The following is a 12,487-nucleotide window of genomic DNA, read 5'->3' as shown; positions in this document are numbered from 1 at the left end:
TGCGTGCCTTATTCTCGAAGCAACGGGAACGGCCCCAAACGGCCGCTCGATCAACGCCTTGGGAGGCAGCGAGAACCGGCATGTTCGACTGGCGCGCCATCTCCGGTCCGGCTCTGACGACGGCGACTGCGCTCGCCGCCTTCCTGGTCGACCGTTATGTCATCGCGGTCCCGAACCCCGCGCCGCTGTTCGTCTGCATCGTGGCATTGGCCAGTTCCGTCAGCGGGCTCGCCTCCGGCCTGACCAGCGCCGCGATTGCCGTCGTGTCCTCGGCGCTGTTCTTCCTCAACCACCGCGCCGTGCCCGGCTATGACGCCTCCGACCTGATGCGCATGCTGCTGCTGGCGGCGACCGCGGTCGGAACCGCCGTGATCACCGGGCTGCTGCGGCAAAAATGGATCGACGCCTTCGCCTGGGAGCAGAAGCACCACGCCACCGCGATGCGGCTGTCGGCAGCCCTCGACCAGGTCGATATCGGCATCGTGCTGCTCGATTCCGACACCCGCGCCGAATTCATCAACCGTGCCTTTCGCGACTATTTCTCGCTGTCCGACGAGCAGGCCGACGCCAAGCCGCCGTTCATCGCGCTGATGTATCACGGCCGCGACACCGGCGCCTACGAGCTGCCGGAAGACGAATTGAGCCTCTTCATCGCGCAGCGCACCGAGATGATGCGGGCCGGCGATTCGACGCCGATCAACATCAAGATGGCCGACGGGCAGGTGCTGCGCTTTTCCTGCACGGCGCTGCCCGATGGCGGGCGCATGCTGAGCTATACGCCGGTCACCGACCTCGTCCGCCATACCGACGACATCGGCAATGCCGACTATTACCGCTCGCTGCGCGGCGGCAGCGAACGCAGCCTGGCGCGGCACCTGCGCGCCGCCGAATAGCATCAGCGACGCGGCAAAGCCTCTCTCCCGATTGATCCGTTGGCGTGCCGCCTGTAGGCTGGCGCGAACAGCGCGTCGACGACGCAGCTCCCTTCCCCGAAGCTCCCTTGCCGAATACGGAATCAAACATGCCCGGCGATGTAACGATTCGTTTTGTCACAAGACAGGACTACGCAAAATGGCTGCCTTTGTGGGATGGCTACAACGCGTTCTACGAGCGGACGGGACCGACCGCGCTCGATCCCGCCATCACCGCGATGACCTGGGCGCGCTTCTTCGATGCCTACGAGCCGGTGCACGCTTTGGTCGCCGAACGCGACGGCGAACTGCTCGGGCTGGCGCATTATCTGCTTCACCGCTCAACCACCGCGATCGAGCCGACGTTCTACATGCAAGATCTGTTCACCAGCCAAGCCGCGCGCGGCAAAGGTGTCGGCCGCGCGCTGATCAACGGCGTCTACGAACAGGCCGGGCTCGCCGGATCGCCGCGCGTGTACTGGTTCACCTACAACACAAATCACACCGCGATGCAGCTTTACGACAAGGTGGCGGAGAAGACCGGGATTGTCGTCTATCGCAAGGTGTTCTGAACAGCCTGTGGATAAATCTGGATGTCACTGGGGCGTAACAAAGCCCGGTTAGGTTGCGCCTGCGTTTGATCAGGCCCCCCGTCTCGGATCACGCGCCCCCAGCGGCCCCCGTCAGTCGCCGCGTCTGACCGGGGCCGCATCTTTTTTTCGCAGCACTTTCATACCCTTTACGGCCGAGCTACGCCGGAACTGCTGCTCAGGCATGCCGTGCGCGGTCAGACCGCATCTTGCGGGCTCAGGGGTGCGCGGGCCACAATGCGGCCTCCTCGCCCCACCCCACAGGATCTCCCATGCAAATTCGCAATCTCGGCGGCTCCGGCCTGCGCGTTTCCGCCGTCGGCCTCGGCTGCAACAATTTCGGCCAGCGCACCGACCTCGAAACCTCGCGCAAGGTGATCCACAAGGCGATCGACCTCGGCATCACCCTGTTCGACACCGCCGACATCTATGCCGGGATGGGCGGCTCCGAGACCGTGCTCGGCACCGTGCTCGGCGACCGCCGCAAGGACATCGTGCTGGCGACGAAATATTCCAAGCCGATGAGCACGGACGGCACCAAGCAGGGCGCTTCGCGCCGCTACATCATGTCCGCGGTCGAAGCCAGCCTGACACGGCTGAAGACCGACTACATCGATCTCTACCAGCAGCACGATTACGATCCCTTGACGCCGATCGAGGAGACCATGCGCGCGCTCGACGATCTCGTCCGCCAGGGCAAGGTCCGCTACATCGGCAATTCGAATTTTCCGGCCTGGCGCATTGCAGAAGCCGAACTGGTCGCGCGGCAGATGAACGTCAACCGCTTCGTCTCCTGCCAGGACGAATACAGCCTCGTGGTGCGCGGCATTGAAAAGGATCTGCTGCCCGCCGCGAAGGAATACAAACTCGGCCTGCTGCCGTTCTTCCCGCTGGCAAGCGGCTTGCTCACCGGCAAATACAAGCGCGGCGCCGCCGCGCCCGACGACACGCGGTTTGCAAAAGCCCCTGCGCTCAAGGAGCGTTACGTCACGCCGCGTAACGAAGACATCGTCGAGAAGCTGCAGGCCTTCGGCGACAAGAGCGGCCACACCATGCTCGAGCTCGCCTTCTCCTGGCTCGCCTCGCACCCGCAAGTCTCCAGCGTCATCGCCGGCGCCACCCGCGTCGAACAGGTCGAGCAGAACGTGAAAGCGATCAGCTGGCAGTTGAGCCCGCAGGAACTCGCGGAGATCGATGCGATTACGAAGGGGTGAGCCCGACTCTCTCACTCCTCTCCCCGTTCTTCACGGGGAGAGGGTGGGGTGAGGGGCTCCATCCGCGAATACTGAATTTGCCGGGAGACCTGTACCCCCTCACCCGACGCTGCGCGTCGACCTCTCCCCGCAAGCGGGGCGAGGTTAAGAAGGCAGCGGGGATCTACTTCAGTAGCTCTGCTTGAATGGTGACAAGCACGCCTTCGATATTACCGAGAACATCGTTATTCCAGAACCGAAGCACTCTGTAACCTTCCTCACCCAAGCGACGATCTCGTATTACATCCACGTCCGATTCATTGTGTTGCCCGCCGTCGACTTCAACAACCAGACGCCTTTCGCGGCAAACGAAGTCGCAGACATAGCCGACCAGCGGCTCTTGCCGTACGAACTTATGTCCGTCGATCTGTCGGTTACGGATACGATTCCAAAGAACTGTCTCCGCGTCTGTTTGATTGACGCGCAACCGTCTCGCGATTCGGATGGTCTTCCGAGCTGGTCCGCGCACTGCCTTGCCCCTCACCCGGATCGCTTCGCGATCCGACCTCTCCCCGCAAAAAGCGGGGAGAGGTTAAGGCGACCCCGCTCTTAAATTAAAGCATTGCGGTGGAGCTTCTGCTTCTCTCCCTCTCCACGTTCTTCACGGGGAGAGGGTTGGGGTGAGGGGCTCTATCCGCGAATGCTGAAGTCGCCGTGAGAGCGGTACCCCCTCACCCGGATCGCATCTGCGATGCGATCCGACCTCTCCCCGCAAGCGGGGAGAGGTTTAAGGGCGCAATCACCCCACCAGCCCCTTCATCGGCTTCACCGGCGCGCTATCCGGAAACACCGTTTCCGCCAGCACGCGTTCGGCCAGGCCGAACTGGTCCTGCAGCACGCCCTTCATGATGGCGCGGAGGTCCGTGGTCGGGGCGAGGTCGCGGGCCTGATAGAGATTGGCGACCTTCAGCCCGGGCCAGTCCGAGATCACCCGGCCGCCCTTCACCGCGCCGCCGGCGAGCAGCGCCACGGTGCCGGTGCCATGGTCGGTGCCTGCGGTGCCGTTGATGCGCGCGGTTCGGCCAAATTCGGTGACGACGACCACGACCGTGTCGCGCCAGCGTGGCCCCAGCCCGCTTTCGAATTCCGCGAGCGCGCCGTCGAGGCCCGACAGCAGCTGCGCCAGACGGCCGACCGGGCCGCCTTCATTGGCGTGGGTGTCCCAGCCGTCGAAAGCGAGCGCGCCGATCCGCGGGCCGTCATCGGCCGCCATCAGCTTGGCGGCGCCGCGCGCCACCAGCCGCATCGCGCCTGCGCCGTTGGTGCCGGGCTTCGGTTTCATGTCGTCGCCTTGCGCGGCCTTGTCGAGCGCGAGCCCTTGCGTCAGCGCCGCCGCCAGCGCCGGATCGCGGTGGCGGTAGAGTTCGATCAGGCGCATTGCGGTGTCTTCGGCGGCCTGCGGCAGCGCCACGGGCGTCCAGCCGACGGTCGGCGCCGCGCCGCGCAGCACCAGCGGCGTGGTCGGGCCGACGCCGAGCGCGCTCATCACGCGTTCGCCCTTCGGCAATGATTCCAGCGCGCGGTTGAGCCAGCCCGATTGCACCCGGCCCGGACCGGCAAAGCCGCTTTCGAGCACGTCCTGCCCGTCGAAATGCGAGCGCTCGCGATAGGAGGTCGCGACCGCATGAATCACCGCGGCCTGCTTCTGGCGGTACATCCGCGCAAATTCAGGCATCGCCGGATGCAGCGCAAAGAACGAATCCAGCATCAGCGCCGCATTGGGTCCACTCGACGTCAGCGCGATCGAGCCATGCAGGCCGGCATAATCGGGGTCGCCGATCGGGGCGACGGTCGCAAGGCCGTCCAGCGCGCCGCGCAGGATGACGACGACCAGACGTGGATCGCGCCCATCGGCAGCACGGGCGAATTTCGGCAAGTAAGCCCAGGCCGCAAAGGAAGCGCCGCCGAGCAACATGGCGCGGCGCGAAGGGGATGTCGGGCTTTCGCAGCAATCCGTTGTCATTTCCCTTGGTGTCGTTTCCATTGGCGTCATCTCCTCTGGAATTCCGGCGACATCAAAAGCAGCGCCAGCGCCTGCTGCCGCGACTCCGCGCGCTCGACGGTGCGCCTTGTTTCCGTCGACGCTGCGTCGGCGGCGACGAGTTCAAGCAGGTCGCGCGGATCGATGGCGTCGGCGAGGCGCGAGGCGATCTGCGCCGATATATCGAGCCGCAGCTTCATGCCTTCAGGCGCGGCCCATGCCGCATTGCTGTCGGGAAAACCGTTCGGGCCGGCGGGCGCCCATAATGGCTGACCCAGCACGTTGAGGCCGTTGAGATAGCGGCCGGGATCGCCGGGGATTTGCGCCAGCAACCGGCCGGACGCGACCAGGAATTCATACGGCGAACGCACTTTGGTCAGCGGCGCCTTCCAGGCTTCGTCGGAATCAACCAGCGCCGTCGCCAGCGCCTTGAGATCGCCGTCGGTCTTGCCGAATACATCGGCCAGCCGCGCCACCAGCGCCGGCGGCGGATCGTCGGCGACGAAATGGCGGACGAATTTGGTGGCGATGAATTTTGCGGTCGAGGGATGCCGCGCAATATCCGCCAGCACCGCCTCGCCCTGCGCCACGCCATTGGATTCGTAGATCTTTCCCATCACGGCATGCGCGCCGGGCTGGTGCGCATTGGCGTTGAAGACGAAGGTGCCGGGCGCGCCGAGCTGGCCCTGCCGTCCGGCATAGGTCCACCCCGTGATGATGCGCGCCAGCGACGTCACGTCGTCCTGCGAATAGCCGCCGCCGACGCCGAGCGTATGCAGCTCCAGGATTTCGCGCGCGAGATTTTCGTTCAGGCCGCGGTTGCGGTTCTTCCCGGCGCGCGAATCCGGCCCCAGCGATTGCTGGTTGTCGAGAAAGAACAGCATCGCCGGATGCTGCTCGACCGCCTTCAGCATGTCGCCGAACCGCCCGAGCACGAAGGGCCGGATCGCTTCGCGCTCGAACGAGCCCGCCCACATCCGCGCCACCCCGCCCTTGTTGGCGGAGATGCAAAAATGATTGGACCAGAACACGACCAGCCGCTCGGTGAACCCGCAATCGGCGATGATGGCCCGCTGCAGCCGCGCCAGCGCTTCGGCGCGAAACGTCTTCTGGATGATGTTGAGCGGTTGCGGCGGCGGCTTTGGCGCGGCGGGCTGCATCGTCTCGGGCGATACCGCTTGGGGAGGCGTCATAGATGCATTGGCGCTTTCCTGCGGTTTTGCCGGCAGCTCCTTCGGCGCCATGTCCATGGCAATGCTGTTGAGCGACAGGTTTCGCCGTTGCCCTTTCGCATCGACAGCCGGTTGCGGTCCCTCGGTCGCGGCTGACGGCGCGGATTTGGCAGCCGCGTCGCGCGCCTGCTGGATCTCGAACTGATAGTCGAACACCGCCTTGCCGAGCGCCGCGGTCGACAACAGGCCCGGCACTTCGAGCAGCACCCCATTGGGCCGGCTCATCTCCGCCTTGACGAAACCTCTGGGATCGGAGGCTGCATTGACGAAATCGCCGGATGCGCCGCCGCGCGCGCCGAATCCGAAGCGATTGAGCGCCACCAATGCGGCTTGCGAATCGCGGGCCATCGGATTTCCCTTGAGCTGTCCCCGGTATATGATTTGCCGGCAAGCATAACGCCTTTCGGGATGAACCCCGAATTAAAACCCGGTTAGAAAACGCCTCGTTCATGACAAATCGGTCGGACAATCCTCCCTCGCGGCGGCTCGCCTGCGCCGGCTGCGGCACCGAGTTCTCCTGCAGCCTGTCCGGGCCGTGCTGGTGCAGCGAGGAAGCTTTCCGGATGCCGATGCCGCTGGACGGCAGCGATTGCCTGTGCCCGGCTTGCCTGCGCGAGGCGGCGACGCGCGCATCGAGCGCGGCCGCGACGTGACCGGCGAATGGAACGTCCGGGCCGTTCTGCTCGACATGGATGGAACGCTGCTCGACACCGAGCGGGTTTACTTCGACAGCCTGGTCTCGGCGCTCGGCGCGTTCGGTTATACCGACGATGTCGAGACGCTTTGCCATGCGATGGTCGGCCTGCCCGGCCCGGACTGCGAGGCCATGCTGCATGCGCGCTACGGCGAGAGCTTTCCGCTACCCGCGGTCAACGAGGCCTTCATCGCACGGCGCGACGAAATTCTTGCCGCCGGCCTGCCGCTGAAGCGCGGCGCCGTCGAATTGCTCGATGCGTTGCGGGGAAACGAATGCCCGATGGCGATCGTGACCTCGTCGTCGCGGCACACGGCGGATGCGCATTTGACGCTGGCCGGAATCCGCAGCCGTTTCGACCATATCCTGACCCGCGACGACGTCACGCGCGGCAAGCCGAGCCCTGATCTATATCTGCTGGCGGCGTCCAGGCTCGGCCTGAACCCTGAGTTCTGCGTCGCCGTCGAGGATTCCAATCATGGCGTGACTTCAGCGCATGCTGCCGGCGCGATCACGATCATGGTGCCGGATATGGTTGCGCCGACGGAGGAGTCGCGCGCACGATGTGTGGCTGTGGTGGATGATCTCGGCAAGGTGCTGGAGGTGCTGCGAACGCGCGGTGGGTTTGGACGCCGCTCGTCGTAGCCGTCATTGCGAGCGAAGCGAAGCAATCCATATCTCCGCTTGCGGCGGGCGTGGATTGCTTCGCTTCGCTCGCAATGACGGACTGCCAAATCTATCGCGCCCGCGACTTCCCCCACCCCGGCAGCGCCGCCTTGGTCAGCGCATGCGCGGCTTGACCTGCGGTCTCCATATAGCTGGGATCGCGGTGCAGCAGGACGACGGCGAACGATCCGTCCAGCAACAGCAATATCTGCCGGGCGAGCTGCGATGCTTCGGCGATCCCGGCGGCCTCGAACGTGGCGCGCAGCCAGTGCTCGAACTTCTTCTTGTGGGCGGCGCCGATCTTCATCGCGGGATGGCCGGGCATGTTGGCCAGCTCCGCCGAGGTGCGCAGGAAGCCGCACCCCTTCCATTTGGGATGCCGGGCCGAGCGGGCGAGATTGCGAAAGATCCGCTCGATCTTTACCGGCAATCCGCCGTCGGCCTCCGCGAACCATTGCTTGAACAGCGCGAGATTTGGCTGGTCTCGGCCGGCAAGATAGGCCGCCACGAGGTCATCCTTGCTCTTGAAATGATAATACAGCTCCGCTTGGTGACGCCGGCCTTTGCCGCCACGGCGTCGACGCTCACGCCGCGAATACCGTCGGCGTAGAACAGCGCGTTTGCCGCCGAAACGATCCGCTCGCGGGTGGGAGTTTCCGATCTCGCCATGCCTCAATGTATACCGACCAGTGAATATACACAATGTGATGCCGCGCCTAAGGTGCCACCGACACCGACATTTGCGGAGACCATCATGTCCGACGCCGTGCTGCTCGATATCAAAAACGGGATTGCGCTGATCACGCTCAACCGGCCCGAAAAACTCAACGCGCTGAACTACGATCTGATCGATCGCCTGATGGCCGCGCTCGACACGATCGAGACCGACGCCGGCATTGGCGCCGCGATCCTCACCGGCGCCGGCGAGCGGGCGTTCTCGGCAGGCGCCGACATCAAGGAGTTTTCGGGCAGCGTTGGGCAGGGCCCGAATGCGGCGATACGCGACTTCGTCCGGCGCGGACAGGCGATGACCGCGCGCCTCGAAGCATTCCGAAAGCCCGTGATCGCCGCGGTCAATGGCCTGGCGTTCGGCGGCGGATGCGAGATCACCGAGGCGGTGCATCTGGCTATTGCCAGCGACCGGGCGCAGTTTGCAAAACCGGAAATCAATCTCGGCATGCCGCCGACCTTCGGCGGAACCCAGCGCCTGCCGCGGCTGGCCGGGCGCAAGCGAGCGCTGGAGCTGCTGTTGACCGGCGATGCCTTTTCGCCCGCGCGGGCGCTGGAGATCGGGCTCGTCAATTCAGTCGTGCCGCATGATGAACTGCTGCCGGCTGCGCGCGAACTGGCCACACGGATCATGCGTCACTCCCCGCTTGCGGTTGGCAGCATCATCACATCAGTCACCCGCGGCTTGAACATGGCCATCGGCGAAGGGCTGCAAGTCGAGAGCGAGCAGTTCGCCGCCATGGTGCCGACCAACGACCTCCGCGAAGGCCTGGCCGCCTGGCGCGAGCGGCGGCCGCCGAGCTATAGCGGGCGGTGATGTCGGCTGCTGGACTACTCCGCAGGTCCGGCAAACAGCAGCAGATTGCCGTCGGGGTCCTTCAGGATAAAATCCCTGGCACCCCATGGCTCTCGCTTGAGCGTCTGGAAGAACGTGACATCCACCGCCTGAAATTCGAGAAATAGCTGCTTGATCTCTTCCGTCGTCGCGACCCTGAGTGACGCTGAGAGCAATTGCTCGCGGTCGCGCAGGCCAGGGTCAATCACCCCCGCCTCGACGCAGCGCAAATTGAGCCGCGCCCCATCGCGCAAAACCTGTGCGTAGAACGGCGGCTCGCCATAAATGAAGGCGATGGTGAAGCCGAGCTTGCCGGTGAAGAAATCGCAGGAAGCCTTGATATCGGCGACGAAGAGTTGCGGCTCGGCGGCGGATATGACGGCTTTGGTGGAAATGACGTCTGCATGATCTGACATGGTGTTGAGTCCTGTCTTGAGCGCCTGCCAACTCTCGAAGCCATGCTGCCGCGCGACCAGTTCCTGCGCATCGCTGAGCTTGAAGCTTTTCGCGAGGATTTCGGAATCGGTCATTTGGCCATAGCGAGGCAGGCCCGACCTGATCTGGGCCGCGACCGGATAGTAACGGTCACGATGCCAGCGCAGAACGAGCTTGGCCTGCTTCCTCAGGTTTTCGAGATTCAGCATGGGCGCAGCTACGGTTGACGTTACGTAGGTGGGCATTGCCCCTTCGGCGAAAGCCGATGCGCCCTACATGCAGCCCGGCAAGAATGACGGAGACGACCGGTTTCTGTCAAGCGGGCTGTCGCGCGCCGGAACCTACACCGCAAACCCCGGCGATTTGCGCGCCATGCCGTCGAACGCGTCGAGCAGCCGCTCGCGCCAGTCATAGACCGGATCGTCTTCCCCAAGCAGCTTGAACGGGCTGACCACGCGCGCCCACTGAAACCCGCCGAACACGATGTAGTCCGCATAATTCGGCTGCCCGCCGCCGAGATAGGATTGCGTCTTCAAGGTCAGCCGCAACGGGTCGATCGACCTGCGAAAGCCTTCGACTGTCTCGTCGCGGTCCGCCACCACCTCTTCCAGCGGCTTGCCGAAGCGTACTTCCCGTGACTTGCGGAAATAGGCGGCGTCCACCGGCTTCAGGTTCAAGGGGATGTCGGCGACGATCATCGGAGACAGGCCGCCGATCACGGTAACATCGCCCCAGCAGTTCAGCATGCGGGCCAAGGCGCGGCCGCCCTCGCCACCGAACAGCGACGGCCGGTCCGGATATTTGTCTTCGAGATAGTTCGCGATGGTCCAGGAATCGACGACCGACGTTTCGCCGTCGAGCAGCACCGGCACCCTTTCGGATCCGTGCGTCGCGATCGCGTCCTTTTCCGTAAAACACCACGGGATGGTTTCCGCGGAGAGCCCCTTATGCGCCAGCGCCATCCGCGTCCGCCAGCAGTACGGGCTGAACGGGCGCGCGGCGTCGGCGCCGACGAGTTCGAAGAGTTTGAGAGTCATGCTTGCGCGCCAGTTTGAAACACAGCTGCCAGACTAACCGTCATTGCGAGGAGCGCAAGCGACGAAGCAATCCATCTATCCCCGAGCGGAGATATGGATTGCTTCGCGGAGCCTGTCATCGGGCGCGCATTCGCGCGACCCGTTGGCTCGCAATGACGTGGATGGAGTGGCGCGCAAGCCTACCGCACCACCGCCGCGGTCTGGCCGAACAGCACCCGGCGCTCTTCCTCGGTACGGTTGACCGGCTGGCCGAAATTCGGATTGATCTCTTTGGCCAGTGCGTAGGCGCGCTCGGTCGCGGGCCGCGCGCGGATGGTCTCCAGCCAGCGCTTCAGATGCGGGAAGTCGTCGATATTCTGTTCCTGATTCTTGTAGGGCACGATCCAGGGATAGCTCGCCATGTCGGCGATCGAGTAATCACCGGCGATGAATTCGCGGTCGGCGAGGCGCTTGTTCAGCACGCCGTAGAGCCGGTTCGTTTCATTCACATAGCGGTCGATGGCGTATTTGATTTTTTCCTGGGCGTAGTTGCGGAAATGGTGGTTCTGCCCGGCCATCGGCCCGAGACCGCCCATCTGCCAGAACGTCCACTGGATCGCATCATAGCGGCCATAGGGATCTGCCGGCAGGAACTTCCCGGTCTTCTCGGCGAGATACAGCAGCATCGCGCCGGACTCGAACACCGAGATCGGCTTGCCGCCACCCTTCGGCTCATGATCGACCATCGCGGGAATCCGGTTGTTCGGCGCGATCGCCAGAAACTCCGGCTTGAACTGTTCGCCCTTGCCAATCTGCACCGGGAAAATTTTGTAACTGAGCCCGGTCTCTTCGAGGAACATCGTGATCTTGTGGCCGTTCGGCGTGGTCCAGTAATGAAGGTCGATCATGGGCACGGTCCCGCGTTGAGGAAACTGCACGCATCGCGAAAAGGATGCGGATGCATGAATGTGGTCGGGTCGCGCCGTGAAGTCAATGGAATTGGTCCGGCGCGCGCGAATGTGATGCCTTCCCGCACGCGCGCGAAACGATCAGTTCGCCCGCCCGTGTTCCCGCAGAAAATTCTTGCCGCCTTCGGTAATCGCGACGCGCACGCCGAGGCCGGCCACCGGCTGGCGCGCGACATAGCCGCGATCGACCGCGTCTTCCCAGATCGTCAGCCGCGGGCATGAGGTGCGCCAGGTCTCGATCACTTCGGAATAGAGTCTCGGCTCGCGCGCCACCCATTCGACGAGATCGAGCACCAGTGCGTCTGTCGTCTCGGTCATCGGGCCCTCCTTCGTTCGAAATGCCGTTCGATATCAAAATGCCATCGCGCTGGAGCGCGTGACCAGCAGCCAGCCGCCATAGAGGATGTAGTAGCTGGCGACCGTCGTGATCAACCGTCCCGCCCAGGTGCGGAACTGCGCGTCGCTCATCGCTTCCAGAATGCGCCGCGCCAGCGTGGTGCCGAGCATCGAGGCTGCGATCGCCACCGCCGCCAGCACCGGATCGAGCGACGCCGCCTGATCGATGATGCCGCCGAAATAGACCAGCTTGACGAGGTGGCTCGCGACCTGGCAGGTCGCCTTGGTCGCGACAATCTCGCGGCGGTCGAACTTGCCGCCGAGGAAGAACGTATCCATCAATGGGCCGGACACGCCGGTCATCAGCATCAGACCCATGCAGATGAAGCCGTAGAAACTGCCCTGCCAGATGCTGTCCGGGTCCGGCTTCAAATTCGCCGGCATCAGCCGCGCCATGAACGGCGTGACCCCGAGCAGCAGCAGCGCGATCGGCTTGTCCGGCACATAACGAGTCAGCGACCAGAGCCCGAGCGCCAGCGCGCAGCCGATCAGATAGACCGCGACCGGCCGCCATCTGATATGCGCGCGCCACAGGAAGGCGCGCCAGCCATTGGACGCCATCTGCGTGATCGCATGCAGCACCATCGCCGTCGGCAGCGGCATCAGGGCCAGCAGCACGCCGATCAGGATCATGCCGCCGGCCATGCCGAACAGGCCCGACAGGAAAGCTGTCGCGACCATCAACAAACCCAGTGCTGCGATCAAAAGCGGCGTCATTTGAATCTCCAAGGATATTACTGCCGCGCTTGGACGCGACGTGCAAACTGAGTTATCTTGCCCT

14 protein-coding genes and 1 pseudogene are annotated in these 12,487 nt (G+C 64.1%); 6 read left to right on the top strand and 9 right to left on the bottom strand.

What is annotated here, in order from left to right:
• Nucleotides 1-80: 80 nt before the first annotated feature.
• The 3 genes from JQ575_RS16500 (at nucleotide 81) to JQ575_RS16490 (ending at nucleotide 2,715) form a co-directional block, all read left to right on the top strand.
• Nucleotides 81-893, top strand: a complete 813-nt coding sequence (locus JQ575_RS16500) for a PAS-domain containing protein (protein ID WP_212034283.1) — start codon at nucleotides 81-83, stop codon at nucleotides 891-893.
• A gap of 128 nt (nucleotides 894-1,021) precedes the next feature.
• Nucleotides 1,022-1,483: a GNAT family N-acetyltransferase gene (locus JQ575_RS16495; RefSeq protein WP_212034282.1), complete on the top strand. Its 462-nt coding sequence runs from the start codon at nucleotides 1,022-1,024 to the stop codon at nucleotides 1,481-1,483.
• 290 nt (nucleotides 1,484-1,773) lie between these two features.
• Nucleotides 1,774-2,715, top strand: a complete 942-nt coding sequence (locus JQ575_RS16490) for an aldo/keto reductase (RefSeq protein WP_212034281.1) — start codon at nucleotides 1,774-1,776, stop codon at nucleotides 2,713-2,715.
• A 163-nt stretch (nucleotides 2,716-2,878) separates the two neighbouring features.
• Here the strand turns inward: JQ575_RS16490 and JQ575_RS16485 are convergent, their stop codons facing one another.
• From JQ575_RS16485 to JQ575_RS16475, 3 genes are all read right to left on the bottom strand, one after another.
• The gene (locus tag JQ575_RS16485; RefSeq protein ID WP_212034377.1) at nucleotides 2,879-3,223 is read right to left on the bottom strand and encodes an endonuclease domain-containing protein; all 345 of its coding nucleotides are present in this window, start codon (nucleotides 3,221-3,223) and stop codon (nucleotides 2,879-2,881) included.
• A 270-nt stretch (nucleotides 3,224-3,493) separates the two neighbouring features.
• Nucleotides 3,494-4,717, bottom strand: a complete 1,224-nt coding sequence (locus JQ575_RS16480) for a DUF1501 domain-containing protein (RefSeq protein WP_212034376.1) — start codon at nucleotides 4,715-4,717, stop codon at nucleotides 3,494-3,496.
• A gap of 26 nt (nucleotides 4,718-4,743) precedes the next feature.
• Entirely contained in the window at nucleotides 4,744-6,315 is a 1,572-nt protein-coding gene (locus JQ575_RS16475; protein WP_212034280.1) for a DUF1800 family protein, read from the bottom strand.
• A gap of 101 nt (nucleotides 6,316-6,416) precedes the next feature.
• Here JQ575_RS16475 and JQ575_RS16470 point away from each other — a divergent pair, with 101 nt between their 5' ends.
• Together JQ575_RS16470 and JQ575_RS16465 are read left to right on the top strand one after the other, a co-directional pair.
• Nucleotides 6,417-6,620 (top strand): cysteine-rich CWC family protein, encoded by a 204-nt coding sequence (locus tag JQ575_RS16470; protein ID WP_212034279.1) that lies wholly within the window; start codon nucleotides 6,417-6,419, stop codon nucleotides 6,618-6,620.
• On the top strand, nucleotides 6,572-7,306 hold the full coding sequence (locus JQ575_RS16465) for an HAD family hydrolase (RefSeq protein WP_409364795.1): 735 nt from the start codon (nucleotides 6,572-6,574) through the stop codon (nucleotides 7,304-7,306). The genes JQ575_RS16470 and JQ575_RS16465 overlap by 49 nt, the downstream gene beginning before the upstream one ends.
• Nucleotides 7,307-7,397: 91 nt before the next feature.
• Here the strand turns inward: JQ575_RS16465 and JQ575_RS16460 are convergent.
• Nucleotides 7,398-7,996, bottom strand: a pseudogene (locus JQ575_RS16460) (TetR/AcrR family transcriptional regulator).
• Nucleotides 7,997-8,081: 85 nt separating this feature from the next.
• Here JQ575_RS16460 and JQ575_RS16455 point away from each other — a divergent pair.
• Complete coding sequence (locus JQ575_RS16455) at nucleotides 8,082-8,873, top strand: crotonase/enoyl-CoA hydratase family protein (protein ID WP_212034278.1); 792 nt, start codon at nucleotides 8,082-8,084, stop codon at nucleotides 8,871-8,873.
• Nucleotides 8,874-8,887: 14 nt separating this feature from the next.
• Here the strand turns inward: JQ575_RS16455 and JQ575_RS16450 are convergent, their stop codons facing one another.
• From JQ575_RS16450 to JQ575_RS16430, 5 genes are all read right to left on the bottom strand, one after another.
• A complete protein-coding gene (locus JQ575_RS16450; RefSeq protein ID WP_212034374.1) occupies nucleotides 8,888-9,535 on the bottom strand; it encodes a VOC family protein in 648 nt (215 codons plus the stop codon).
• Nucleotides 9,536-9,667: 132 nt separating this feature from the next.
• A complete protein-coding gene (locus tag JQ575_RS16445) occupies nucleotides 9,668-10,363 on the bottom strand; it encodes a glutathione S-transferase family protein (protein ID WP_212034277.1) in 696 nt (231 codons plus the stop codon).
• A gap of 179 nt (nucleotides 10,364-10,542) precedes the next feature.
• Nucleotides 10,543-11,250 carry a glutathione binding-like protein gene (locus tag JQ575_RS16440; protein ID WP_212034276.1) on the bottom strand — a complete coding sequence of 236 codons (708 nt, stop codon included), beginning with the start codon at nucleotides 11,248-11,250 and terminating at the stop codon, nucleotides 10,543-10,545.
• A 141-nt stretch (nucleotides 11,251-11,391) separates the two neighbouring features.
• Nucleotides 11,392-11,628 carry a hypothetical protein gene (locus tag JQ575_RS16435; RefSeq protein WP_212034275.1) on the bottom strand — a complete coding sequence of 79 codons (237 nt, stop codon included), beginning with the start codon at nucleotides 11,626-11,628 and terminating at the stop codon, nucleotides 11,392-11,394.
• A gap of 33 nt (nucleotides 11,629-11,661) precedes the next feature.
• The gene (locus tag JQ575_RS16430; RefSeq protein WP_212034274.1) at nucleotides 11,662-12,423 is read right to left on the bottom strand and encodes a sulfite exporter TauE/SafE family protein; all 762 of its coding nucleotides are present in this window, start codon (nucleotides 12,421-12,423) and stop codon (nucleotides 11,662-11,664) included.
• Nucleotides 12,424-12,487: the final 64 nt, after the last annotated feature.

The organism is Bradyrhizobium sp. JYMT SZCCT0428 (genome assembly GCF_018131075.1).
In the GTDB taxonomy this organism is placed as follows: domain Bacteria; phylum Pseudomonadota; class Alphaproteobacteria; order Rhizobiales; family Xanthobacteraceae; genus Bradyrhizobium.
Note: the sequence above shows the minus strand (reverse complement) of the source record. Positions and strands in the feature narration are given on the sequence as shown.

What these genes read in the sequence shown, in the direction of transcription:
- JQ575_RS16500 (WP_212034283.1), top strand. Translation starts at nt 81, where the DNA reads ATGTTCGACTGGCGCGCCATCTCCGGTCCGGCTCTGACGACGGCGACT.
- JQ575_RS16495 (WP_212034282.1), top strand. Translation starts at nt 1,022, where the DNA reads ATGCCCGGCGATGTAACGATTCGTTTTGTCACAAGACAGGACTACGCA.
- JQ575_RS16490 (WP_212034281.1), top strand. Translation starts at nt 1,774, where the DNA reads ATGCAAATTCGCAATCTCGGCGGCTCCGGCCTGCGCGTTTCCGCCGTC.
- JQ575_RS16480 (WP_212034376.1), bottom strand. Translation starts at nt 4,717, where the DNA reads ATGACAACGGATTGCTGCGAAAGCCCGACATCCCCTTCGCGCCGCGCC.
- JQ575_RS16475 (WP_212034280.1), bottom strand. Translation starts at nt 6,315, where the DNA reads ATGGCCCGCGATTCGCAAGCCGCATTGGTGGCGCTCAATCGCTTCGGA.
- JQ575_RS16470 (WP_212034279.1), top strand. Translation starts at nt 6,417, where the DNA reads ATGACAAATCGGTCGGACAATCCTCCCTCGCGGCGGCTCGCCTGCGCC.
- JQ575_RS16455 (WP_212034278.1), top strand. Translation starts at nt 8,082, where the DNA reads ATGTCCGACGCCGTGCTGCTCGATATCAAAAACGGGATTGCGCTGATC.
- JQ575_RS16450 (WP_212034374.1), bottom strand. Translation starts at nt 9,535, where the DNA reads ATGCTGAATCTCGAAAACCTGAGGAAGCAGGCCAAGCTCGTTCTGCGC.
- JQ575_RS16445 (WP_212034277.1), bottom strand. Translation starts at nt 10,363, where the DNA reads ATGACTCTCAAACTCTTCGAACTCGTCGGCGCCGACGCCGCGCGCCCG.
- JQ575_RS16440 (WP_212034276.1), bottom strand. Translation starts at nt 11,250, where the DNA reads ATGATCGACCTTCATTACTGGACCACGCCGAACGGCCACAAGATCACG.
- JQ575_RS16435 (WP_212034275.1), bottom strand. Translation starts at nt 11,628, where the DNA reads ATGACCGAGACGACAGACGCACTGGTGCTCGATCTCGTCGAATGGGTG.
- JQ575_RS16430 (WP_212034274.1), bottom strand. Translation starts at nt 12,423, where the DNA reads ATGACGCCGCTTTTGATCGCAGCACTGGGTTTGTTGATGGTCGCGACA.